Below are 22,243 nucleotides of genomic sequence, written 5' to 3'. Positions count from 1 at the left end.
AAAACAATATGCGGAAAAAATCCTGCCCCACCGTATTTCAAAATCCGGTTTCCACAAAGCGTATAATTTCTTCTACCTCATAATCCGTTGCACATTATCGACAGGGCTTAGCCCGGCAGGCTTGCAGCAGCACCAAGGTGCTCAACTTCTACCAAATCCGTACGACAGACAGCAGAACGCCCCGACAAGCTTCTGATGGCTCGACAGGGCGTCAGTAATTGATTCTGAATGGTGTCCCTAAAGGGTGTGGTTAAGCTTTGTTCCAATGACGCTTAACAGTGGCTATGCCGATCTGTAGCTTATCTGCCGTTTGACTCTGACTCATACCATCAGCCTTACATGCCTGCACACTGGCTGTAGTGCCTGTTGCTTCAGGACGCCCCAGCTTCTTACCTTCTGCTTTCGCACGCTTCAAACCCGACTGTGTACGTTCAATCAGCAGATCACGCTCAAATTCAGCGACAGCGCCCAGCACCTGCATCGTCATCTTCCCTGCTGCACTGGTGAGGTCTACACCACCAAGGGCCAAACAATGAACACGGATACCCATGGTCGATAGCTGTTCAACTGTCTGACGCACATCCATGGCGTTACGGCCCAGACGGTCCAGCTTGGTTACGATCAGTACATCAGTGGATTCCATACGCTCTAACAGCTTCTGAAAACCCGGACGATCACACGCCATGGTGCTACCGCTGATGGTTTCTTCTACCACCCGACTGGCCTGTACAACAAAACCGGCGGCTTTCACTTCCTGCACTTGGTTCTCAGTGAACTGAGTGACGGTGCTAACACGGCAGTAAAGGAAAGTGCGTGACATCTGGTGATCCTTGGCATCATTTAAGGTGGTATCACTATACGAAGTATCACAAACTGTGTAAATCCTAATTTGATGACACCAGTATCACAGCGGTTTGGATGGTATCGCTTAACGGTCGTTTGATGACACCAAGGCATGCCGACACCAGACCGTAACCCACTGAGAGCGTTAGCCTCTCGGCTCACTGCTCGCACCTGCGTGCTCAGCTGACACGGATTGTCTGAGAATGGAAATCAACTGGGGAGCATTATGGAAGGATGGTGTAGCGGAATCTGTACAGACTGACTATCGAGCTTCAATCTCTACATAGAACCAGTGTACGCAGCTTCTGTAAGGGGTCGCCGTGCCCCGCATGCTTTTGACAAGGAGGATTAGCGATAGCCCGACTCGCTCTTGATCTTCTTCTGTGGTAAACCACAGGATCATCCTCTTATGGTCGATACGACCATGATATTCATTTCCTAAGAGTTTGGATGATGCCTCATCCTCTCCTACTTTCTTCAGAACCTCACTGTGGATGCTTCCACAGAAGAAGAACCTCACTCGGGTTGACCCGAGAAGAACGCTTGCCTCGCTTCGCTTTTCTTATCCGAGCGTAATTCAATCACGCCAGTCTTTGCAGCAGTCCGGCGTTGTTTTGATAGTACGAATCGGCAAAATCCACTTCAAACTGGAGACGCCGCCGTACTGACGGGTTCCGATCAAGGTAGAACTCCATTCCACCGATGGCGAGCCGGGCACACTGGCAGATTCTCCGCGCTTGCGGATCACTCATCGTGCGTAATCCCTCAAGGCGAATCACCTTCTTAACGATCTCGGTGCTGATCTCGTTGAGCATGCAAGCCCATAGTACATGGGATGGGCTAACGTTCATCTTGCCATCACTGATTTGACCCGCAGTCATACAGGCACCAAAAACGTAATCGTCAACCCAGTCAAGGCTATCAGCATGGGCCACCTTGAAATGGCGAGAGTGCGGGTTTGGCGTTACCTTGGGCTTTGGCCCACGTTTAATGCGTTGCGCATCGAGGTCAATCAAACCCGCAGGCAAAGTTTCCACTTCAACTTCTATAACGTCAGGGCGTGGCGCGGGGTCAAGCTCATAGCCCAGCTGTTCAGCTGAGGTCTTACCGATACGGGTCGGTATTTTGTAGTCGTAGGGGGCTGGGATTAGGGCATGGGTGGTGTAGCTTCCCACCACTTCGCCGGTAGATAAATCAAAAATCAATCCATCGATGATGCGAGTGCTCTTGCGTGCAATGCGTTTACGTTCATTTTGTTCCATGGCGTGGTTCTCCTTTTTAGTTCGTTTCAATAGGCGTTACCTCAGGTATTGCCGGTTGGTTGATAAATCGCAGGCAAGACAAAACCTCCTGCGAAGCACCCTTTTCTGGAATAGGGTGGTCACGTGGAGGATGCTATGGGTGTTCCGTTGAGAGGTGTGTCTTATACGCCTATTCATCACCATTGTCAAGAATTATTATCATTTCAATCATCAAGCTCAATGTATCAGCAAGCTCTCAAAAGGCACAGGAGGGGCATTACAGCGTCCTACACCTACCGCGCGTTGGATGAGTTTATGGCAGATCGTTGCTCAAAACGCACCACAGGCGATCCAAAGGGTATTCAGGAATGCATATCGAGTCGTGTTGTGCACGGAATGCATTATCTACCAACACCGTACAAACCATGACCTCGCTGGAAATCGTTGACCTGATCAACAAGGAACGTGCTTCGCTTTTCGCAAATGGTCAATCGAAGAGAATATGTTGAGCTTAAGCACAATGATTTCCTTAAAAAGGCACGTGATGTGCTTTCGGGAGACGAGGGGAAATTTTCCTCCGTCTATACAGGCGGGAATGGTGAGACTCGACCAATGTACATTTTCCCAAAACGTGAAGCTACATTGATGGCTATGTCCTACTCGGCAGCAATCTCGGCAGCTGTGTATGACCGAATGACCGCCCTTGAGGAAGAAGTGAAGAAGAATGTTATTTCACTTCCAAACTTCACGAACCCGGCTGAGGCAGCACGAGCTTAGATTGCTGAATATGAACATGGTGAAGCGACGGCTAACTTGTTGGCTACCGCTTCTTGAAAGCTAAAGGTGCAGTCCAGCACTGACATTCTAAAGTTTGGACGCTGCCTCTTTCAAACTGTTTTCTCCATCAATCTTAGCCTTCTCAGTAACTGAGTCGTTGAAGATGGTAAAAGAACTGGTGTCGATATCGATCCCATAATGACTAAGTATCATTGATATCTTTTCGCCTTTCCAGAATAGCCGCTCATTGTTAAAGCTAGCACCAGCTTTAGTCTTTACGACTTCACTACTGCTGGACGTTGGTTTGCCATACCTCTGAACTAGCAAATCTCGCAGTTTTGGAAACTGATATTCGTACGCCTGAAGCGTAATGGACTGTATTTTGGAATCTTTAAGTTTTACTGAGAGCTTGGGGTTGCTTATGCCAATTTTCGGAGTCCCCCAAACATTGTAAAGATCATCCGTGACCGGATACCAACAAATCTCTGTAAGGGCGTCGCCTACAGTGCATGGCCTCACATCAGATTTAAGGTTGCCTGACAGATTTATTCCTAAAAACGTGGTCGGCTCTTGCTGCCACTTCGGACTTACTGCTTCTTTGGTGGCAGCGTACGTCATGCTTGAAAATAACAAGGCAGCGGCCAGTGCGTTGAGTTTCAGTGCGGACTGTTTCATGTGAATTCCTTTTTCTCAATTTAGGCAGTGCCATTATCACTGATAGCACATTGGAAATAAAGTGATATCTCAGAATAACTGCCTTTTACATCAAGAAGAAATTGCACCTTAAAAACGAACTCACCGCTCACTAGCGGGATGGACGCGTATACCTGACAGCTTGCCTAGCTGACGATTAGAAAGCCGTTGTAATTGCCTCCTGTGAAGCCTCAGGCGCATGCCTGGGCAAACGCTGGGGGATTTCTTTACCTAATACTGATGAAAGCGTAGAGCTACTGAGATTTCAGCGAGGAAATCAATTGTGCTTAACCAAAAATTGACGAAACCCAATGAACATCGTACTGATAACACACTCAAGGCAAAAGAAAAGCCTCCTACCCGATTAAGGGCAAGAAGCTTTAGCCTGTTTATAAGGTCTATTAATGAGCCCGCGACCATCCAAGTTACGATGAGTATTATGGATCATCACTTGCAGACAACTTTGAATAGGGCACCTATGTTTTTGGAAACCCATTGAATTTACAATCTCATCAAGTTGTTGACTGGCTGTGTACGACAAATGTTCTCGCAGCAGCATATTAAATATCCTCTGGTATCAAAAGTGGAGACCAGCAGTTCTGAACCTGACTTTCAATATCAGCAAGAATCTTATCTCTCTTCGCTTGCTCAGCTTTTTCATCTTTTTCTTGCTGCTTTTGCTTAAGTTGTTCTCGAAGCATATCCTGATACTTAGCACGTTCTTGTTGAAGAAAGTTTACATACTCATCCTTTAAAGTTTTCTTAAGCACTTCGATATCACCTTCCTGCAAGCTTTCAGGTTTAACAAGCCATGTCGAATGACCATCAGCGCCATGCGACGGGAACCATGCCCGAGCCAATGTATAACCATTACTCATGTAGTCATGTACAGATTGAAGATACTCATGCTCCAAGGCATGGTGCACCTGAATCATACAGTCGCGAGTTCCACGATATTTGTGAACCTGCACAGCCAAACGCTCATTGAATTCGTCATCACTCCATTTACTTGGGACGCCGCTAATCACAATCTTTTCTTGTTTACTCATTGGTTGTTACTCCTTTCTTTCGCTGTTGATATTCTCGCGTGTGCATCAAGATCGCTAATCGATAGCTAGCCTCAGTCATCCCGCCATTTGCCAGCGGTTTATGGACTGTCTTAATACCAGGTTCTGTAACAGCCTCCAGAGGCTCTACAATCGATTGTAAGGCGTTTACTGCCTTGGGCTTAACGCTGGCATCAATTACTGGTTTACGTTGCTGTAATCGAGCCGTAGACGCTCGTATCTTTTTTACTTCGCTGGATTCATTCATTTATTTATTCCTTCTTTAAGTTAACTGCAATCTTTGATACATACTCACTTGGAGAGATACCGAGCGTGGCGGCTGCGGAGTCAATCGAATCAAGTGCTTCTTTGCTCAAGTAAAAGCGACGACGATAAAGTTCAACGCCGCCGTGTTGTTTTGTTTGCTGTGCTGACCGAACATACTCACTCATTTACGACCTCCTATAAACCAATGTAATTCATCATCGTCGCTTTCAAAATCACCTAACTCCTGTAGAGACGCAGGCGGCTCTTTAGCCCACTCAGGTATAGTTCTTATCATTCTTTCTATTCTTGTCCATTCTTACTAGTGGGCAAAATCTGCCCATAGCTTTATGCAAAATCTGCCTATAGCTTACATCACTTTTCGCCCATATCTATATACACATATTGCCTATATACAGGAGTGAGCAAACTTTACCTAACGAGCAAGGTTACGTTAGCAAACCTTCAACGTAGGCATTAACGCTCACATCCCCCTTCAAAGCAGCAGCCGTGTACTTCACGTACACGTCTAAAGGTAATCGAACACTAAGCAACGCTGACCGGTCCCGATTAATTCTAAACAACCGATTGCGGCACTCAATACTACAGCTTTTGGCATGCTTTCTTTTGCCAGCCAAACTCTTTGAACAAATCACACAAAAGTGATCTTCAGTTTTCATATAACACCTCATCAAATTTTAAACACAAAAAAGCCTCGATCATGGTTGTGGTCATGATCAAGGCCAATGTTGCACAGAAGGAAATAAGTCCCCAGTTGACGCTGGGGAGGTTCTTCATCAGAGACACCCATTGAACTCTGACAAAGAAATATGTGCAAACTCATGGAAATGACGACATGAGTCCGCGGGCTGCTACGGTAAGAAGAAGAAACCCGTAACAACCAAGAGTATTCGTTGGTTATATAATTATTATCCCATTTAATAGTGCATTTGTCAATACGTTAGAAGTGTTTGTCAATCATTTAATTTGTCTTTTTGTCAATCGTCAGACACGTCATCAAAGACTGGCTAATTTCGAGATTGCTGCATATTTCTGCGCAGTACTCGCCCCTTTTGAATATACATCGTGTGTGACAGACCCCGTTTCGTGCCCCACCAATTCTTTAGCGAGTGCGTCAGGCACATCTGCTCTAATCAATTCGGTTACTACTGTGTGACGAAAACCATGGAAAACATGCAGAGCACTGAAACCTGCTGCTCTCTTGAGTCTGCCAAAAGACTTGGATATAGCATGTGAACGCTTACCGTACTGATCACCTGATTCGGTAGGGATGAGGAAGGTATCTGTGCTTTCTTTGATGAGTCGATCCACACTGATCAACAAACTCGGATGAATCGGCACCACGCGCTTGCTCGCTTTACTCTTGCTCCTTGGGAAGTCAAAGCACCTGATGCCATCAATATCAATCACGTTGTCTTTGGTCAGTTTGCAGAGTTCTTCAATCCTGGCCCCGGTGTACCAAGCGAATGCGATCAGATCGGCAAGTGGTTTGTCATTGTTATCTAAAGCCGCTCGTTGCAGCTTCAAGGTGTCAGCCTTCGTGTATATTTCTCTGTCCTTACCAGCAGATTCAGCGCCCCCACCTTGCGGCAGATCGTGGCCCACAAACGGATTCACTTTATCTTTGTACTGGTCACGCCAACCCGCATCGTACTTCGTCGCCCACTTCCAAAATGCAGTGCCCGCCATCAGGTACTGACTCAGTGTCGCGGGTGCCCGGTCCAAAGATTTTAACCAAGCGTCTACACTGTCGAATGTCAGGGGCAGGCCGTCTTTCTTCAGAAACTCCGACAGACGTTCCATCTTCCCAACCTGCTGATCGATGTGTTTCGGGGCACCCCCACGGCTCTCCCTAAATCCACGGAAAGTTTTCAATCGTGCTGGTGTGATGGGCGAACGCGGCTTATAGGTAGTAGGGTTCCCGATGATCGCCTGCGCTTCCGCTTGTTCAATTGATGAGAGTTGGTAAGCCGTTCGTGCACCTTCCGCAATGAAGTGCTGAGTGATTCCATCAGCCAACTGCACACCCTCCACATAGGAATCGGGCGGGGCGTCAAATGAAGCCTGAATTTGATCAGACACACCTGTTGCTCCCGTCACGTGCTCATAGTGTTTGACCTGCTCCAAGAGGTAGGCTTTCTCATACTCCAAACGGAAAAGATGTTGCCGAACGCTCTCAACCGTGGGGTTCGCTGACCCTTTGGGTGGGTTACGGATAGCATCAAGAAGCATGACATCAGCATGCTGACGATGACGCCCCGCCTTTGCTTGTACCTTGTCTTGCCAACCTTCACGATTGACCTTACGGACTGACCGGACTGTCTCGATATCGGCTTTCCACCGAGCCAGCACGGGAAGACGGAGTTCCATTGCTTCCTTACGCAGTCCGGTCTTCAGCGATTGAATCAACACCTTGCAGCCGATGGCTTTCTGCACATCAGCAGGGACGGCGAGCCTCACATACCATGTTGATTCACCTTTTTTCTGGATCAGATTGTCTGCCATCACATTGCCATAATACAGAGAGTGATACAGCCGATTGTACTACTCAATTGTACTACTATGCACGCCGAAAGCCCCGCAATACGGTCATTACTGGTCGAAAACGCCCTAAGAATCGAATCTCTCCTTCACCGCCACATTCGATGTAAACAAAACCCCTGAGGACTGCGAAGTCTCAGGGGTTTTGTGTTTATGGCGGCTGTATGTCAAACCCGCCCTCAATCAGATTCCTTGCCCGCCCTTGGCTGGCTCTTCCTCATCTGCAGGCCTGCGCTGCGAAGGCACCGGGTCGTTGCTGGTTCTGGCCGGGTGCGGCGGGTCGATTTGCGGGTCGGCAAGATCGGGCGAGTCGGGATCGAAGCCCAGTTCGTCGTCCACCCCTTCCTTCTCGCCCGACTCTGCCGAAGGCTGCAGAACCTCTTCGGGCCCTACCTGATCCCGCGGACGCGGATCGAACCCGGTTTCGTTGTCCGCCTGGCTGTTCACGCCCTTTTGCGAAATGTTGCCGGGTGCATCGTGATTCATCTCCATTTTGTCTCTCCCTTCTCATCGCATGGGAAATCCACACCTAAGCTTGAGACGCGGTCAAGCGCCGAGGGTGCCAAGCTTTGGACGAATGGTGAATGAAGCGCCAGCAGCTCGCGCAAGTCTTTACGCTGCAAGGCGGCTATCATCTGCGCATACCAGCCGATGCAAGGAAGTCATCCCATGCTGTTTCTGCCGCTGACCGAAGCGAGCCCGGCCATTCAGTCCGCCGTACGCACCCTGCGCAATCAAGAGAACGTGCGCAAATACATGTACACCTCCCACGAAATCAGCCAGCAGGAGCATGAGCAGTGGCTCAAGTCTCTCGTTGGTAACCCTCGTCAGTCTGTTTTCGTGGCGATGCTCGCCGGCGCGCTGGCCGGGGTCGTCTCGCTTAACGCCATCAACGCCACGCAAAAGACAGCTGACTGGGCGTTTTATCTGGACTCGAGTCTTCGCGGCAAAGGCCTGGGCAGTCGGGTGGAGTTCTGGATGCTCGAACATGCCTTCGGCGAGGCCGGGCTTGAAAAGCTAAACTGCGAAGTGCTGGAGATGAACGCGGCGGTGATCAAGATGCATCAGAAGTTCGGCTTCAGCATCGAAGGCGTTCGTCGACAGAACATCATCAAGGACGACCAACGCGTGAATGTCGTGCTGCTCGGCATCACCCGACAGGAATGGCTCGAACGCCGTCCGGCTATCGAACCGCTGATCACCCGTTTGAATGCCTCACAGATGCACCCTCTTCGTTGAGCCCGCCTCCTTCGTGTACGCATTACTCACCCATTTGGACAGGTCATTCATCCAATCAGGGTGTTTGCGGCTACTGTTCTCACGATTGCGTTGAATTAGCTGCCGCAGAACATCGGAAACCTCTTCATCCAGTCAATTGAACAGCTAATGTCTATGCGTACTCCTCCAACTTAGGAGTAACAACTTAGTACGAGGCTAGTTCGACACACGATCACCCAGCCCGTATTCCAGCCCCCATTGCGCGTTCGACTATACGAATTCCAGAACGCGGATTTCGCAGGAGTAGGTTGATGAACGGTATTGGCAAACGTCTGAAACAGGAAAGGAAGCGGTTGAAGCTGACACAAAGCGCCCTGGGAGCCATCGGGGGTGTGGAGGCCAATGCCCAAGGTCATTACGAGAGCGGACAGCGCCTGCCCAGGGCTGACTATCTGTTCAGGATCGCAGCGGCGGGTGTCGACATTACCCGCGTGGTGACTGGCATCGATTCAAACAATCGGCTGGAAATGCCGGTGCTGCCGGCATTGGCCCACGATGAGGATTTCGACAGCACCGAAAGCGTGGTCAAGATTATCGGCCAGTTGCGTCAGAGCCTGTGGGTCACGGCCAACGCCCTGTGCGAGGTGACTCGGTTGATCGACTCCCGGGAGCAACCGGACACAGGCGATCACGCCGAGGATCATCTGCGCGTGTTGCAGGGTGATGCCGACATGTTCGTCGCGCTCGCGTTGTCCAAGGTGCAGAAATCCAGTCACGAAGCCCATTGATTCAGCCGTTCCTGCGCTGACAGCCCTCCCGGCAAATGGTAGCCTTGCGCCACCTAAGGAGGGCTTCGATGAAAGGATGTGCAATTGCGCTGACGGTGTTCGCACTGGGTATCAGCTGCGCGGCCCATGCCGAGGTGTTCAAGTGCGTCGGTCACGACGGCAAGGTCAGCTATGCCTCGACGCCGTGCCCGGATTACGTCGGCGAGTCGATGCTGCAGCGTCACGGCCAGCGGCTTTCCAGTGACTGGGAAGAGGCCGACTTCCCGCACCGGGTCAACCAGAACGCCACTGAAATCCTGCAGGTCAGCCGACGGCGCAGGATCATCATTACCAACGAAAAAGAAATCTCCGACCACATGCAGGCCATTCGTCCTCCGCCGCCTGGCGTGCCGTCCAATTGTGTGGCGCCGGTGTATAACAGCGCCTGCTTCGACCCCTCCGGTGGGAAAATTCGCCAGCCGGTGAAGGGCAGCCTCTTCCACTGAGGGGAAATCGGCTCTGCACCTACCTGTCGAGATAGTTACGAAATCTCTGAAGTGAATATTTATCGACAACGATGTGACCGAATGTAAGAGCTGCTTAAAGTCATGCCCCATCGCCAGAATCACAACAACGAGACGGCCATGACCTCCACTGCGCACCTCAAAGAACACGTCCAGCAAGCGGCAGACGACCTTGTCGTGGCCTTCGCCAGCAACGACACCGACGCCTACTTCGCCGCTTTCAGCGAGGACGCCACTTTCCTGTTCTACACCCTCCCGGCTCCGCTGCTGTCCCGCGCCGCCTACCGCGAAGTGTGGGCGGGCTGGCAGGCCGACGGTTTTGCCGTGCTCGACTGCCAGTCGAGCAACGCGCACATCAACCTGCAGGGTGACGTCGCGATCTTCATGCACGATGTGAGCACCCGTGTACGCTTCGGCACCGAAGAAAATCAGTTTCAGGAACAGGAAACCATCGTCTTCCGCCACGACGGCAAGCGCTGGCTGGCCTGCCATGAGCATCTGGCGGCTCGGCCTGAATAATCCCGGCGAACGGGCCACCTAGAGCCCGTCGCCACACCGCTTCATTCACAACAAAGACAACATTTACGCATTCCCGGTCGGCCTACCGACCACTGCCAACGCCAAGGCCAGACACGATCCGGCCGAACAATACAGGCGGCACTCGGGTGCCCGCCTCATAACAACACGACAGCGCGCAGGAAACCGTCATGTCACATCCCACCACGAGTATCGAAACCTTCGGTGTCGAACAAATCCCGGACGCTCAACGCGATGCGTCGCCCATCGACCTGTTTCGCCTGACCTTCGGCGGCGCCAACACCTTCGCCACGGCGGTGCTCGGCAGCTTCCCGGTGCTGTTCGGGCTGTCGTTCCAGGCGGGGGTCTGGTCGATCATTCTGGGCATCGTCCTGGGCTCGATCATCCTCGCGCCAATGGGTCTGTTCGGCGCGCTCAACGGCACCAACAACGCGGTGTCGTCAGGTGCGCACTTCGGCGTGCATGGCCGGATCGTCGGCTCGTTCCTGTCGTTGCTGACCGCCGTGGCGTTCTTTTCGCTGTCGGTATGGAGCTCCGGCGACGCACTGATCGGCGGCGCCAAACGCTTGGCTGGCCTGCCTGAAAACGACCTGACCCTAGCCGTCGCCTACGGGGTTTTCGCGGTGCTGGTGCTGGTGGTGTGTATCTATGGCTTCCGTTTCATGCTGTGGGTCAACAAGATCGCAGTGTTCGCTTCGAGCCTGTTGTTCCTGCTGGGTATCTTCGCCTTCAGCGGCAGTTTCGACGCAGGCTTCGCTGGCACCGTGAATCAGGGCAGCGAAGGCTTTTGGGCAGCGTTCATTGGCGCCGCACTGCTGGCGATGAGCAACCCGGTGTCGTTCGGCGCCTTTCTGGGCGACTGGTCGCGCTACATCCCACGTCACACGTCGAAAAAACGCATCATGGCGTCGGTGTTTCTGGCGCAAGTCTGCACCCTGATTCCGTTCCTGTTCGGCCTGTGCACCGCTACCATCGTCGCCACCCAAGCGCCGCAGTACATCACCGATAACAACTACGTGGGCGGCCTGCTGGCGGTGTCGCCGAGCTGGTTCTTCCTGCCGGTGTGCCTGATCGCGATCATCGGCGGTATGTCTACCGGCACCACCTCGCTGTACGGCACGGGCCTGGACATGTCGAGCATGTTCCCGCGCCTGCTGAACCGCGCTCAGGCGACGATTCTGATCGGTATCGCGGCCATTGCCTTCATCTTCATCGGCCGTTTCGCCTTCAATCTGGTGCAGAGCGTGTCGACCTTCGCGGTGCTGATCGTCACCTGCACCTCGCCGTGGATCGTGATCATGGTGTTGGGGCTGATCATCCGTCGCGGCTTCTACCACCCGGCCGACCTGCAGGTGTTCACACGCGGCCAGAGCGGTGGCCACTACTGGTTCGAACACGGCTGGAACTGGCGTGGCCTGGGCGCGTGGATCCCCAGCGCGGCGGTGGGCCTGTGTTTCGTCAATCTGCCGGGTCAGTTCGTCGGCCCGTTGGGCAACCTGGCGGGCGGCATCGACATTAGCCTGCCGATCACCCTCGGCCTGGCGGCGCTGCTGTACATCACCCTGCTGCGCACCTTCCCGGAGCCGATCGGCGTTTATGGTGATTATGGGCCGCATCCGTTGTTGGGCAGCAACGCCCACCGCAACGTGAAAAAGCCGATGACTATCGGGTAAGCGCGAATCAGCCACACATAAAAGGCTCGCCATCATGACGAGCCTTTTCCTTTTCAGGCACGACCGACGGCGCATTGGCGGGTGGCATCAACATTACACATCCCGCACAATCGCCTGTGTATCAGCCCCCATAATCAGAAAACGTCAGCTCGCTCTATTGGAGATACTCGCATGAACGCAAACGACTGGACCGAAGCTGCCCTGGCGAAATACATCGTGACCAATCCCGTGTTGAAGGAAGAGATCGCAAATCTCTCGCCCAAAGACCAGCAAGACCAGATCCGCTGGGCTTTTGAAGACGAGGCGGAGGCCCAAGGCATCGAGACCTGGGAACTGGCCCTGACCTTCATCGCCGAATCCCCCGAGCAGCTCAAGGCACTGCGCCTGGAAGCCCACAAAGAAGCGGCTGACGCACTGGGAATCGACTGGGAAGAATACCGCGCCGAAAACGCCATTTCCGAGTAAGGCACCACACCCTCCTCCCTCGGGCAGCGCCCGCGACAACCCCGCACGCGGCCCGAAACCCTGACTTGCCGGTCACCCTTAGCGCTTTACCTGGCCCCTGCGGGTGGGTAACGTCTGCGCCACTTCAAAACAAAAAAGGACTCGCTCCATGAGTGATTTGGTCGCGTATCAGCTGGACGACGGCGTCGCCACGCTGACCCTGAGCAACGGCAAGGTCAACGCCATCAGCAATGAGGTGATCGCCGCCTTCAACGCCGCGCTGGATCAGGCTGAAAAAGACCGCGCCGTGGTCATCATCACCAGCGCGCCCGGTATTCTTTCCGGTGGCTATGACCTGAAAATCATGACATCGAGCCCTGAAGCTGCCATGGACCTGGTTGCCGCTGGCTCGACCCTCGCCCGCCGAATGCTCTCGCACCCCTTCCCGGTTGTCGTGGCGTGCACTGGCCATGCCGTGGCCAAAGGCGCGTTCCTGTTGCTCTCGGCTGATTATCGCATCGGCGTCGAAGGCCCGTTCAGCATCGGCCTGAACGAAGTACAGATCGGCATGACCATGCACCATGCCGGTATCGAACTGGCCCGAGACCGCCTGAGCAAGGCCGCGTTTGGCCGCTCGGTGATCAACGGCGAAATGTACGACCCCGCAGGCGCCTTGCAGGCCGGCTTCCTCGACAAGGTCGTGGCCCCGGAAGAACTCGCCGACACCGCCCGCACCGTGGCCCTGCAGTTGAAGAAAATCAACATGAAGGCCCACTACCGCACCAAACTCAAGGTGCGCAAGGATTTCCTCGAGACCCTGGACGAGGCCATCGAGCTGGATCGTCAGCATTCGTTCTGACGAGGTGTGCTTGCTCGCGGAACCTTTGAACGGCAGGGCAAAACCTGTAGGAGCGCGCTTGCCCGCGATGGCGATAGGTCTGTTACAGCTGTGCTGAATGACACGACGCGATCGCGGGCAAGCGCGCTCCTACAAAATAATGCGCCCACAGCTGCATTGACCCAGATCAATAAACCCCACCCCCGCCTTCCCTAGACTGCCTTTACCGCCAGCCTTTTCGGGAATGCCCCCATGCTCGACGACCTTCGTTGGGACTCAGAACTCCTCCGCCGCCACGATCTGACAGGACCGCGCTACACGTCCTATCCTACGGCGGTGCAATTTCACACACAGGTTGGCGCCTTCGATCTGCTGCATGCGCTGCGCGACAGCCGCAAGGCTCAGCGTCCGTTGTCGCTATACGTGCACATCCCGTTCTGCGCCAACATCTGCTACTACTGCGCCTGCAACAAAGTGATCACCAAGGATCGCGGCCGCGCCCAGGCGTATTTGCAGCGTCTGGAGCAGGAAATCCAGATGATCGCCTGCCATGTCGAGGGTCGTCAGGTGGTCGAGCAGTTGCACTTTGGCGGCGGCACGCCGACCTTTCTGAGCCATGTCGAACTGCGTCAATTGATGGCTCACCTGCGCAAACACTTCACCCTGCTGGACGAGCATTCCGGCGACTACGGCATCGAGATCGACCCCCGTGAAGCCGACTGGTCGACCATGGGTCTGTTGCGCGAACTAGGCTTCAACCGCGTCAGCCTGGGCGTGCAGGATCTCGACCCGCTGGTGCAACGCGCAATCAACCGTCTGCAAAGCGTGGATGAAACCCGCGCCATCATCGAAGCCGCGCGCACCCTGCAGTTTCGCTCGGTGAACATCGACCTGATCTACGGCCTGCCGCTGCAGACCCCGGACGGCTTCGCCCGCACGGTGGACGAAGTCATTGCCCTGCAACCGGACCGACTGTCGGTGTTCAACTACGCGCACCTGCCCGAGCGCTTCATGCCCCAACGGCGCATCGACACCCAGCAACTGCCCAGTGCCGAAGACAAGCTGCAGATGCTGCAACGCACCATCGAACAACTGACCGGCGCGGGCTATCGCTACATCGGCATGGATCATTTCGCGCTGCCGGATGACGACCTGGCCATTGCCCAGGAAGAAGGCACGCTGCAACGCAATTTCCAGGGTTACACCACCCATGGTCATTGCGATCTGATCGGCCTGGGTGTCTCCGCCATCAGCCAGGTCGGCGATCTGTATTCGCAGAACAGCAGCGACCTGACCGACTACCAGAACCTGTTGGGCAGCGACCAGCTGGCGACCAAACGAGGCTTGGTGTGCAACGTCGATGATCGGATTCGCCGGGCGGTGATCTCGCAATTGATCTGCCACTTCAGCCTGGATTTCGCCGGTATCGAAAACGCCTTTGGCATCGATTTTCGCGGCTACTTCAATGACGTTTGGCCGAAGTTGCTGAACATGGCCAAAGACGGGCTGATTCATCTGGATGCCAATGGCATCCGCGTGACACCGGCCGGCCGCCTGTTGGTGCGTTCGGTGTGCATGGTGTTCGACGCCTATCTGGACCTACAAAACCGTCAGCGTTTTTCCAGAGTGATCTAGGAAACTTGCGTGAAGGCGGCAGGAATCATTTTCACGCCACGGAGGGCGCGTGCTGGTCTGAGGGCCGACCCGTGGGCTACCCTTACGACTGATGTGTGTTTTCTCACAAGGAATTACCCCCCATGCCTGAGCCAGTCAAACTCCGTGCTCATACCCAGGCCCACTGCAAGGATTGCAGCTTGGCCCCGTTGTGCCTCCCGCTTTCATTGAATATGGAAGACATGGACGCACTGGACAACATCGTCAAACGTGGCCGCCCTTTGAAAAAAGGCGAATTTCTGTTTCGTCAGGGCGACGCGTTCGATTCCGTTTATGCCGTGCGTTCCGGCGCCCTGAAGACCTTCAGCCTCAGCGATGGCGGTGAGGAACAGCTCACCGGCTTTCACCTGCCCAGCGAGCTGGTCGGCCTGTCGGGCATGGACGCCGAGGCTTATCCAGTGTCTGCCCAAGCGATGGAGACGACGTCGGTGTGCGAAATCCCTTTCGAGCGTCTGGACGAACTGTCGGTGCAATTGCCGCAATTGCGTCGTCAATTGATGCGCGTGATGAGCCGGGAGATTCGCGACGATCAGCAAATGATGTTACTGCTGTCGAAGAAGACCGCCGACGAGCGCATCGCCACGTTTCTGGTCAACCTGTCAGCCCGCTTTCGTGCCCGTGGTTTCTCGGCCAATCAGTTTCGCCTGAGCATGTCGCGCAACGAAATCGGCAACTACCTGGGCCTGGCCGTGGAAACCGTTTCGCGAGTGTTCACGCGGTTTCAGCAGAACGAGCTGATCGCCGCCGAAGGCAAGGAAATCCACATTCTGGACCCCATCCAGCTGTGTGCGTTGGCCGGTGGCTCGCTGGAAAGCTGATGCATCCGGGTTCGGGCGGAATTAGACTAGGCTCTTTGTGTCACCTTCCTGCCCGAGCGCCTGATGATTTTCGACGAATTCAGCTTCAAATCCCTGATCCGCCCTGTCGTGGACTTTCCCAAGCCCGGCGTGATCTTTCGCGACATCACCCCGCTATTCCAGTCGCCCAAGGCCCTGCGCCTGGTGATGGACAGCTTCGTGCAGCGCTACATCGACTCGGATTTCACCCATGTCGGCGCCATGGACGCGCGGGGTTTTCTGATCGGCTCGATCATCGCCTATGAACTGAACAAGCCGCTGGTGCTGTTCCGCAAACAGGGCAAGCTTCCCGCCGACGTGCTGGCCGAGGGTTATCAGACCGAGTACGGCGAAGCGTTTCTGGAGGTGCACGCCGACAGCCTGTGCGACGGCGATTCGGTGGTGATGTTCGATGACCTGATCGCCACCGGCGGTACGCTGATCGCTGCGGCCAACCTCATCCGCCGCATGGGCGCCAAGGTGTACGAAGCGGCCGCCATCATCGACCTGCCTGAACTCGGCGGCTCGCAGCGCCTGGAAGACATGGAAATCCCGACCTTTTGCCTGACGCAGTTTGCGTTGAGCGATAAGTAACTCGCCACGTAACCGATAACGTCGAACCGGGCCCTGTGGGAGCGAATTCATTCGCGATGCAATATTCCAGGCACTACATCTCTATTGGATGTACCGGCCTATCGCGAATGAATTCGCTCCCACAGTGGCTACTCCGCCAGCTAGCCTGATGGGGTTAGAGCTGAATCGGCTTACGCCCCGCAAACGAATGCGCCAGCGTGCCACCATCCACCAGCTCCAGCTCGCCACCCAGCGGCACGCCGTGGGCAATACGCGAGGTGACCAGGCCTTTCTCGCTCAGCAACTGGGCGATGTAGTGCGCGGTGGCTTCACCTTCCACGGTCGGGTTGGTCGCCAGAATCACCTCGGTGAAAGTGCCTTGCTCCTCGATCCGCGCCATCAATTGCGGGATCCCGATCGCCTCAGGCCCCAGGCCGTCCAGCGGCGACAAATGCCCCTTGAGCACAAAGTAGCGACCGCGATAGCCGGTCTGCTCGACCGCATACACGTCCATCGGCCCTTCCACCACGCACAGCAAGGTGTCGTCGCGGCGGATGTCGGCGCATTGCGGGCAGAGTTCGTCTTCGGTCAGGGTGCGGCACTGCTTGCAATGGCCGACACCTTCCATGGCCTGGCTCAGGGCCTGCGCCAGACGCGAGCCGCCGCTGCGATCGCGCTCAAGCAGCTGCAGCGCCATGCGCTGAGCGGTTTTCTGACCGACGCCTGGGAGGATGCGCAGGGAGTCGATCAACTGGCGAATCAGAGGGCTGAAGCTCATTGAGGAAAAGTCTCACAAAAACACGAGACGCGGTTTATACCCGCGCCTCTGACAAGCGTCAAATCACACTCAGGACACCTTGACCACCAGCTTGCCGAAGTTCTTGCCTTCGAGCATGCCAATGAACGCATCCGGGGCATGTTCGAGGCCGTCGACCACATCCTCGCGGAACTTGACCTGGCCGTTCTTCACCAACGGCACCATGGCCTGCATAAATTCGTCCAGGCGGTGGTAATACTCTTCATAAACAATGAAGCCCTGAATCTTCGCGCGTTTGGTCAGCAGGGTGCGCATCAGCAGCGGCAGGTGATTCGGCCCCTCGGGCAGGCGCTGGGCGTTGTATTGCGCGATGACACCGCACAGCGGAATGCGCGCTCGCTCGTTGAGCAACGGGATCACTGCCTCGAAGATCTTGCCGCCGACCAGCTCGAAATAGATGTCGATGCCGCTGGGGCAGGCCTCGCTCAGTTGCTCGGCGAAGTGCTCGCTGCGATGGTCGATACAGTCGTCGAACCCCAGTTCATCAATGACATACCGGCATTTGTCGATGCCACCGGCGATCCCTACCACGCGCAGGCCGTGCAGCTTGGCCACTTGACCGACCACCGACCCGACGGCGCCGGAAGCCGCCGCGACCACTAGCGTCTCCCCCGAATTGGGTTGACCGATGTGCATCAGGCCCATGTAGCCGGTGATACCCGGCATCCCGAGCACGCCCACTGCCATCGACGGGCTGGGCAGGTCCTTGGGCACCGGCAGCAGGTTCTTGCCATCGGAAATGCTGTGACTCTGCCAGCCGGTCTGACCCACCACCAGATCACCGACCTTGAACGTCGGGTTAAGCGACTGCTCGACCACGCTCACTGCCCCGCCTTCCATGACCGCGTCGATCTCCACGGGCGGTGCGTAGGACGGCGCATCGCTCATGCGACCGCGCATGTAAGGGTCGAGGGAAAGGTACAGCGTACGCAGTTGAATCTGACCGTCTTGCAGGTCAGGCAACGCCTCGCGTTCGAGTCGGAAGTTTTCCGGGGTGGGTGAGCCCTGTGGGCGTGAAGCCAGGACGATACGCTGGTTGAGGATCAGTTCTTGCGACATCGGGAGCGGCTCCTTGAATGGCTATAAGGAGCAGACCGTGGCTGTCGGCCGGCGTTCGGTCGGATGCAGGGGATCCATATGACATACGCAATACTGCAGGGGACTGCAGATTTTAAGTGGGAGCGAATTCATTCGCGAATAACGGTTCGGCCAATGCATAGGTGCTGGATGTACTGGCCTCTCGCGAATGAGTTCGCTCCCACAGGTGATGCGTGAGACGAGGTCTGAATGAGCCCACCAACAAAAATGCCAGGCACGGGGCCCGGCATTGGAGGTGTTGCTGCGACCTTTCGATCAGAACGGCAGCTTCATGCCTGGCGGCAGTTGCATCCCGGCCGTCATGCTGGCGGTCTTTTCCTGGCTGGCGGCCTCGATCTTGCGTACGGCGTCGTTGACGGCGGCGGCGATGAGGTCTTCCAGGATTTCCTTGTCTTCCTGCATCAGGCTGTCATCGAGGCTGACGCGCTTGACGTCGTGACGACCGGTCATCACCACGCTCACCAGGCCTGCGCCCGATTGGCCGGTCACTTCGGCGTTGGCCAGTTCTTCCTGCATCTTGGCCATTTTTTCCTGCATTTGCTGAGCCTGCTTCATCAGGCCAGCCATGCCACCTTTCATCATGGGAGTTCTCCTCGAAAGTCGATGGGGTCAATTGCGCGGCGCCAATCAAGCTTAGCGCCTTGCGGTCATTAAGGGGTTACGGGCGCATCCACCGGGGCGATCGTATCGTCGCGAATAAATGCACCAAACTGTTCCATCATTTGCTGAATGAACGGATCGCTGTGAATCGACGCCTCCGCCTGACGCTGACGATCGGCCCGCTTGCGCGCCGCCGCCTGGGCCGGGGTTTCCTGTTCGGGCTTGATCAGCTCGATACTCAGGTTGAGGGTACGCTCGTGGTATTGGTTCAACGCGTCGTTCAGACGGCGCTGTTGCGTGGCGTTGAACAGTGCGCTGTGCGCCGGGTCCAGGTGCAGCAGCCAGTTGTCACCCTCCACCGAGATCAGCGTGCAGTTGGCGGCGATGCTGCCGGTCATGCCGGAGATCGGCAGTTTCGGGAACAGCTCCAGCCATTCGGCGGCCAGGCCCGTGGCAGGCTTGGCCGCGGGCAGCAGCTCAGGCTCTTTCTCCACGGCTTCGACGGTGTCATGGGCCAAGTCGTCGAGATAGGCAAACGACGCCGGGTCGATGTCTACGTCCGGCTCGTAATAATCGTCATCCGCTGGCGGCTCGTCGTCGCGCTCCATCGGCGCAGGCACATAGGCCACCGCATCAGGCACGTGCTCAAGCATGCCGGGGGTCACCACGTCAGCGGCGGCCTGCACCTGCTCGGGCGAGACCTCCTCGGGCGCGTCCGGCACGGGGCTGGCAGGCGCGGGCGCCGGCATCGGCGTCAGCTCGGGCTGCTCGGCGACGGTGTCGAGCACGGGCTCCGGGACTTCTTCGGCGACAGGCGCTGCGACAGGCTCAGGTTCGGTTGCGATGGCCGGAGCAGCCGCTTTCGGCTCGTTCCACGGCAGATCGACTTCCTCGGCAGGGGCTGCCGGGGCCTGGACTTCGACTTCGACAACGGGCGCCGCAGCCGTAACAGGCGCAGCAACCGGCGCTGCAACTTGGGCGACAGGCTCAGCCGCGACCGGGGCCGGAACGTAAGCCGGTGCCGGAGCAATAGATGCCGCACCGGCCACCGCTGCCTGGGAATCAACCGTGGCCGGGTTGATCCCCACTGACTTTAGCGATTGTCGCGGGGCGTTTTCGCTGTCCGCCGGGCGGAACGCCAGCATCCGCAGCAGCACCATTTCGAAGCCGCCGCGCGGGTCCGGCGCCAGAGGCAGGTCGCGGCGACCAATCAGGCCCATCTGGTAATAGAACTGCACGTCCTCGGCAGGCAATGCCTGAGCGAGCGCCAACACGCGATCACGATCGCCATGGCCGTTGTCGACGCCTTCGGGCAGCGCCTGGGCAATGGCCACGCGGTGAAGCACGTTGAGAATTTCCGAGAGCACGCCGCTCCAGTCGGGGCCCTGCTCGGCCAGGTGGCGCACAGCCTCCAGCAGTGCGCGGGCATCGCCGTCGATCAGCGCGGTGAGCACGTCATAGACCTGGCCGTGATCCAGCGTGCCGAGCATGGCCCGCACGTCCGTGGCCAGCACTTTACCTTCACCAAAGGCGATGGCCTGGTCGGTCAGGCTCATGGCGTCGCGCATCGAACCGTCGGCAGCGCGACCCAGCAGCCACAAGGCATCGTCTTCGAAGGGGATGTTTTCTGCGCCCAGCACGTGGGTCAGGTGCTCGACCACGCGCTCCGGCGTCATGTTTTTCAGCGAAAACTGCAGACAGCGCGACAGGATAGTCGCCGGCAACTTTTGCGGGTCGGTGGTGGCGAGGATGAACTTGACGTAGGGCGGCGGCTCTTCCAGCGTCTTGAGCAAGGCGTTGAACGAATGGCTGGACAGCATGTGCACTTCGTCGATCAGGTAGACCTTGAAGCGGCCCCGGCTCGGCGCGTACTGCACGTTATCGAGCAGCTCGCGGGTGTCTTCGACCTTGGTGCGGCTCGCGGCGTCGATCTCGATCAGGTCGACGAACCGGCCCTCGTCGATCTCCCGGCACACCGAGCACTCGCCGCAGGGCGAGGAAGTGATACCCGTTTCACAGTTCAGGCATTTGGCGATGATCCGCGCGATGGTGGTCTTGCCGACCCCGCGGGTGCCGGTGAATAAATAGGCGTGGTGCAGGCGTTGGCTGTCCAGCGCGTTGATCAAGGCCTTGAGCACATGGGTCTGGCCGACCATTTCGCGGAACGAGCGCGGACGCCATTTACGTGCAAGAACCTGATAACTCATTGAAAACCGTCGCGACTGGGTTGCGGAAGACCGCTAATGCTAGCGGAGCGGGGGCAAAATTGCATCCGGGCAATATCAACACACGCATTCACATGATCTGGCGCTAAACTGCCATCACCGCCCGATAGCACCGATTGCTCTCAAAGGGGACCCAATGCGTCTGCTGACATTGAGCGCTGTGTTGCTGATGAGTGGGGGTGTCGCAGCCGAGCAAGCCCCATTGCGGTTCTCCATCGCCGACGCCTGGGCCATGCCGCTGGTGCAGATCGATGATCACCAGCCCACCCGTGGCATCATTTTCGACATCATGCAGAGCCTGGCCGCTCAAGCCAACCTGTCGGCGCAGTACCGCGTGGTGCCAATCCAGCGCGTGCAGCGCACCCTGGAGCGCGGGGCTATCGACGTGCTCTGTTATGCCGCGCAATCGTGGATGCCCAACCTGTCCGGCGACTACACCTGGAGCCTGCCGCTGTTGATCCAGCGCGACCTGTTGATCAGCACGCCGGACAACGCCACCCTCAGAGCCCCGGAATCGCTGACCAACGAGACCATCGGCGCGGTGCTCGGTTACGTCTACCCCACCCTACAGAACGCCTTCGACAATCGTCAGCTACGTCGCGACGATGCCCGCAGCGAAGTGCAGGTCCTACAGAAACTTCAGATTCATCGCTATCGCTACGCCGTCGGTAACCAATGGTCGCTGGACTGGTTCAACCGTAACCTGCCTGACGACCAGAAATTGCGCGGCGTGGCCGTGATCGACGAGCAGCCGGTGGGCTGCATCGTGCGCAACGACACCGACATCCCGGCACAACGGCTGATGCGCATTGTGCTACGCATGCGCATGTCCGGGGAGATAGATCGAATCATGAGCCGCTACAACACGGTTTCTGGCTTACCGGCGGACCGACCGGCTGCAGCCCCCTGATTCGCCCAAGCACTCAGGCACCGGCGCTCAGGGCTGTAGCATTAACGTCACAATGCGGGATTAGGCTCCGTCGACATAATTTG

General features: G+C 56.2%; 23 protein-coding genes. 11 read left to right on the top strand and 12 right to left on the bottom strand.

Features of this window, described 5'->3' with window-relative positions; genetic code table 11:
• Window positions 1-250 precede the first annotated feature (250 nt).
• The 8 genes from AC07V9_RS08630 to AC07V9_RS08595 all read right to left on the bottom strand — a co-directional run bounded on the left by AC07V9_RS08630 (window position 251) and on the right by AC07V9_RS08595 (window position 7,918).
• Window positions 251-820 carry a recombinase family protein gene (locus tag AC07V9_RS08630; RefSeq protein ID WP_495015309.1) on the bottom strand — a complete coding sequence of 190 codons (570 nt, stop codon included), beginning with the start codon at window positions 818-820 and terminating at the stop codon, window positions 251-253.
• Between the two features lie 604 nt (window positions 821-1,424).
• A complete protein-coding gene (locus tag AC07V9_RS08625; protein WP_495015308.1) occupies window positions 1,425-2,105 on the bottom strand; it encodes a hypothetical protein in 681 nt (226 codons plus the stop codon).
• Between the two features lie 843 nt (window positions 2,106-2,948).
• Window positions 2,949-3,536 carry a hypothetical protein gene (locus AC07V9_RS08620; protein WP_495015307.1) on the bottom strand — a complete coding sequence of 196 codons (588 nt, stop codon included), beginning with the start codon at window positions 3,534-3,536 and terminating at the stop codon, window positions 2,949-2,951.
• Between the two features lie 578 nt (window positions 3,537-4,114).
• The gene (locus AC07V9_RS08615; protein ID WP_495015306.1) at window positions 4,115-4,603 is read right to left on the bottom strand and encodes a hypothetical protein; all 489 of its coding nucleotides are present in this window, start codon (window positions 4,601-4,603) and stop codon (window positions 4,115-4,117) included.
• Window positions 4,596-4,868 carry a hypothetical protein gene (locus tag AC07V9_RS08610; protein WP_495015305.1) on the bottom strand — a complete coding sequence of 91 codons (273 nt, stop codon included), beginning with the start codon at window positions 4,866-4,868 and terminating at the stop codon, window positions 4,596-4,598. The genes AC07V9_RS08615 and AC07V9_RS08610 overlap by 8 nt, the downstream gene beginning before the upstream one ends.
• A 4-nt stretch (window positions 4,869-4,872) precedes the next feature.
• Entirely contained in the window at window positions 4,873-5,052 is a 180-nt protein-coding gene (locus tag AC07V9_RS08605) for a hypothetical protein (RefSeq protein WP_495015304.1), read from the bottom strand.
• An 829-nt stretch (window positions 5,053-5,881) separates the two neighbouring features.
• Window positions 5,882-7,390: a tyrosine-type recombinase/integrase gene (locus AC07V9_RS08600; RefSeq protein WP_495015303.1), complete on the bottom strand. Its 1,509-nt coding sequence runs from the start codon at window positions 7,388-7,390 to the stop codon at window positions 5,882-5,884.
• Between the two features lie 219 nt (window positions 7,391-7,609).
• Entirely contained in the window at window positions 7,610-7,918 is a 309-nt protein-coding gene (locus AC07V9_RS08595; RefSeq protein WP_495015302.1) for a DUF6021 family protein, read from the bottom strand.
• 177 nt (window positions 7,919-8,095) lie between these two features.
• On the opposite strand from AC07V9_RS08595, the gene pseH reads away from it, so the two are divergent.
• The 10 genes from pseH to AC07V9_RS08545 all read left to right on the top strand — a co-directional run bounded on the left by pseH (window position 8,096) and on the right by AC07V9_RS08545 (window position 16,531).
• Entirely contained in the window at window positions 8,096-8,665 is a 570-nt protein-coding gene (gene pseH / locus AC07V9_RS08590; protein ID WP_495015301.1) for a UDP-4-amino-4,6-dideoxy-N-acetyl-beta-L-altrosamine N-acetyltransferase, read from the top strand.
• Window positions 8,666-8,955: 290 nt separating this feature from the next.
• The gene (locus AC07V9_RS08585; RefSeq protein WP_495015300.1) at window positions 8,956-9,432 is read left to right on the top strand and encodes a helix-turn-helix domain-containing protein; all 477 of its coding nucleotides are present in this window, start codon (window positions 8,956-8,958) and stop codon (window positions 9,430-9,432) included.
• A 68-nt stretch (window positions 9,433-9,500) separates the two neighbouring features.
• Entirely contained in the window at window positions 9,501-9,917 is a 417-nt protein-coding gene (locus tag AC07V9_RS08580) for a DUF4124 domain-containing protein (protein ID WP_495015299.1), read from the top strand.
• Between the two features lie 138 nt (window positions 9,918-10,055).
• Window positions 10,056-10,454: a YybH family protein gene (locus AC07V9_RS08575; protein WP_495015298.1), complete on the top strand. Its 399-nt coding sequence runs from the start codon at window positions 10,056-10,058 to the stop codon at window positions 10,452-10,454.
• Window positions 10,455-10,642: 188 nt separating this feature from the next.
• The gene (locus AC07V9_RS08570) at window positions 10,643-12,145 is read left to right on the top strand and encodes a purine-cytosine permease family protein (protein ID WP_495015297.1); all 1,503 of its coding nucleotides are present in this window, start codon (window positions 10,643-10,645) and stop codon (window positions 12,143-12,145) included.
• Between the two features lie 171 nt (window positions 12,146-12,316).
• Window positions 12,317-12,610: a DUF6388 family protein gene (locus AC07V9_RS08565; RefSeq protein ID WP_495015296.1), complete on the top strand. Its 294-nt coding sequence runs from the start codon at window positions 12,317-12,319 to the stop codon at window positions 12,608-12,610.
• Window positions 12,611-12,758: 148 nt separating this feature from the next.
• A complete protein-coding gene (locus AC07V9_RS08560) occupies window positions 12,759-13,448 on the top strand; it encodes a crotonase/enoyl-CoA hydratase family protein (RefSeq protein ID WP_495015295.1) in 690 nt (229 codons plus the stop codon).
• A gap of 231 nt (window positions 13,449-13,679) precedes the next feature.
• Complete coding sequence (hemN, locus tag AC07V9_RS08555) at window positions 13,680-15,062, top strand: oxygen-independent coproporphyrinogen III oxidase (RefSeq protein ID WP_495015294.1); 1,383 nt, start codon at window positions 13,680-13,682, stop codon at window positions 15,060-15,062.
• A 122-nt stretch (window positions 15,063-15,184) separates the two neighbouring features.
• Complete coding sequence (fnr, locus tag AC07V9_RS08550; RefSeq protein WP_495015293.1) at window positions 15,185-15,919, top strand: fumarate/nitrate reduction transcriptional regulator Fnr; 735 nt, start codon at window positions 15,185-15,187, stop codon at window positions 15,917-15,919.
• A 63-nt stretch (window positions 15,920-15,982) separates the two neighbouring features.
• The gene (locus AC07V9_RS08545) at window positions 15,983-16,531 is read left to right on the top strand and encodes an adenine phosphoribosyltransferase (RefSeq protein ID WP_495015292.1); all 549 of its coding nucleotides are present in this window, start codon (window positions 15,983-15,985) and stop codon (window positions 16,529-16,531) included.
• Window positions 16,532-16,685: 154 nt separating this feature from the next.
• Here the strand turns inward: AC07V9_RS08545 and recR are convergent, their stop codons facing one another.
• The 4 genes from recR to dnaX form a co-directional block, all read right to left on the bottom strand.
• Entirely contained in the window at window positions 16,686-17,288 is a 603-nt protein-coding gene (gene recR / locus AC07V9_RS08540) for a recombination mediator RecR (RefSeq protein WP_495015291.1), read from the bottom strand.
• A 69-nt stretch (window positions 17,289-17,357) separates the two neighbouring features.
• Window positions 17,358-18,386 carry an NADPH-dependent curcumin/dihydrocurcumin reductase gene (curA, locus tag AC07V9_RS08535; protein WP_495015290.1) on the bottom strand — a complete coding sequence of 343 codons (1,029 nt, stop codon included), beginning with the start codon at window positions 18,384-18,386 and terminating at the stop codon, window positions 17,358-17,360.
• A 294-nt stretch (window positions 18,387-18,680) separates the two neighbouring features.
• Window positions 18,681-19,007, bottom strand: a complete 327-nt coding sequence (locus tag AC07V9_RS08530; protein ID WP_062385680.1) for a YbaB/EbfC family nucleoid-associated protein — start codon at window positions 19,005-19,007, stop codon at window positions 18,681-18,683.
• A 68-nt stretch (window positions 19,008-19,075) separates the two neighbouring features.
• A complete protein-coding gene (dnaX, locus tag AC07V9_RS08525) occupies window positions 19,076-21,232 on the bottom strand; it encodes a DNA polymerase III subunit gamma/tau (RefSeq protein WP_495015289.1) in 2,157 nt (718 codons plus the stop codon).
• 154 nt (window positions 21,233-21,386) lie between these two features.
• Here dnaX and AC07V9_RS08520 point away from each other — a divergent pair, with 154 nt between their 5' ends.
• The gene (locus tag AC07V9_RS08520) at window positions 21,387-22,160 is read left to right on the top strand and encodes a substrate-binding periplasmic protein (protein ID WP_495015288.1); all 774 of its coding nucleotides are present in this window, start codon (window positions 21,387-21,389) and stop codon (window positions 22,158-22,160) included.
• Window positions 22,161-22,243 lie beyond the last annotated feature (83 nt).

Source organism: Pseudomonas sp. GW821-FHT02A11 (assembly GCF_059421985.1).
This window is presented reverse-complemented; position numbering and strand designations above follow the sequence as displayed.

Coding starts and splice junctions, on each gene's coding strand:
- AC07V9_RS08630 (WP_495015309.1), bottom strand. CDS start 820: ATGTCACGCACTTTCCTTTACTGCCGTGTTAGCACCGTCACTCAGTTC.
- AC07V9_RS08625 (WP_495015308.1), bottom strand. CDS start 2,105: ATGGAACAAAATGAACGTAAACGCATTGCACGCAAGAGCACTCGCATC.
- AC07V9_RS08620 (WP_495015307.1), bottom strand. CDS start 3,536: ATGAAACAGTCCGCACTGAAACTCAACGCACTGGCCGCTGCCTTGTTA.
- AC07V9_RS08615 (WP_495015306.1), bottom strand. CDS start 4,603: ATGAGTAAACAAGAAAAGATTGTGATTAGCGGCGTCCCAAGTAAATGG.
- AC07V9_RS08610 (WP_495015305.1), bottom strand. CDS start 4,868: ATGAATGAATCCAGCGAAGTAAAAAAGATACGAGCGTCTACGGCTCGA.
- AC07V9_RS08605 (WP_495015304.1), bottom strand. CDS start 5,052: ATGAGTGAGTATGTTCGGTCAGCACAGCAAACAAAACAACACGGCGGC.
- AC07V9_RS08600 (WP_495015303.1), bottom strand. CDS start 7,390: ATGGCAGACAATCTGATCCAGAAAAAAGGTGAATCAACATGGTATGTG.
- AC07V9_RS08595 (WP_495015302.1), bottom strand. CDS start 7,918: ATGGAGATGAATCACGATGCACCCGGCAACATTTCGCAAAAGGGCGTG.
- pseH (WP_495015301.1), top strand. CDS start 8,096: ATGCTGTTTCTGCCGCTGACCGAAGCGAGCCCGGCCATTCAGTCCGCC.
- AC07V9_RS08585 (WP_495015300.1), top strand. CDS start 8,956: ATGAACGGTATTGGCAAACGTCTGAAACAGGAAAGGAAGCGGTTGAAG.
- AC07V9_RS08580 (WP_495015299.1), top strand. CDS start 9,501: ATGAAAGGATGTGCAATTGCGCTGACGGTGTTCGCACTGGGTATCAGC.
- AC07V9_RS08575 (WP_495015298.1), top strand. CDS start 10,056: ATGACCTCCACTGCGCACCTCAAAGAACACGTCCAGCAAGCGGCAGAC.
- AC07V9_RS08570 (WP_495015297.1), top strand. CDS start 10,643: ATGTCACATCCCACCACGAGTATCGAAACCTTCGGTGTCGAACAAATC.
- AC07V9_RS08565 (WP_495015296.1), top strand. CDS start 12,317: ATGAACGCAAACGACTGGACCGAAGCTGCCCTGGCGAAATACATCGTG.
- AC07V9_RS08560 (WP_495015295.1), top strand. CDS start 12,759: ATGAGTGATTTGGTCGCGTATCAGCTGGACGACGGCGTCGCCACGCTG.
- hemN (WP_495015294.1), top strand. CDS start 13,680: ATGCTCGACGACCTTCGTTGGGACTCAGAACTCCTCCGCCGCCACGAT.
- fnr (WP_495015293.1), top strand. CDS start 15,185: ATGCCTGAGCCAGTCAAACTCCGTGCTCATACCCAGGCCCACTGCAAG.
- AC07V9_RS08545 (WP_495015292.1), top strand. CDS start 15,983: ATGATTTTCGACGAATTCAGCTTCAAATCCCTGATCCGCCCTGTCGTG.
- recR (WP_495015291.1), bottom strand. CDS start 17,288: ATGAGCTTCAGCCCTCTGATTCGCCAGTTGATCGACTCCCTGCGCATC.
- curA (WP_495015290.1), bottom strand. CDS start 18,386: ATGTCGCAAGAACTGATCCTCAACCAGCGTATCGTCCTGGCTTCACGC.
- AC07V9_RS08530 (WP_062385680.1), bottom strand. CDS start 19,007: ATGATGAAAGGTGGCATGGCTGGCCTGATGAAGCAGGCTCAGCAAATG.
- dnaX (WP_495015289.1), bottom strand. CDS start 21,232: ATGAGTTATCAGGTTCTTGCACGTAAATGGCGTCCGCGCTCGTTCCGC.
- AC07V9_RS08520 (WP_495015288.1), top strand. CDS start 21,387: ATGCGTCTGCTGACATTGAGCGCTGTGTTGCTGATGAGTGGGGGTGTC.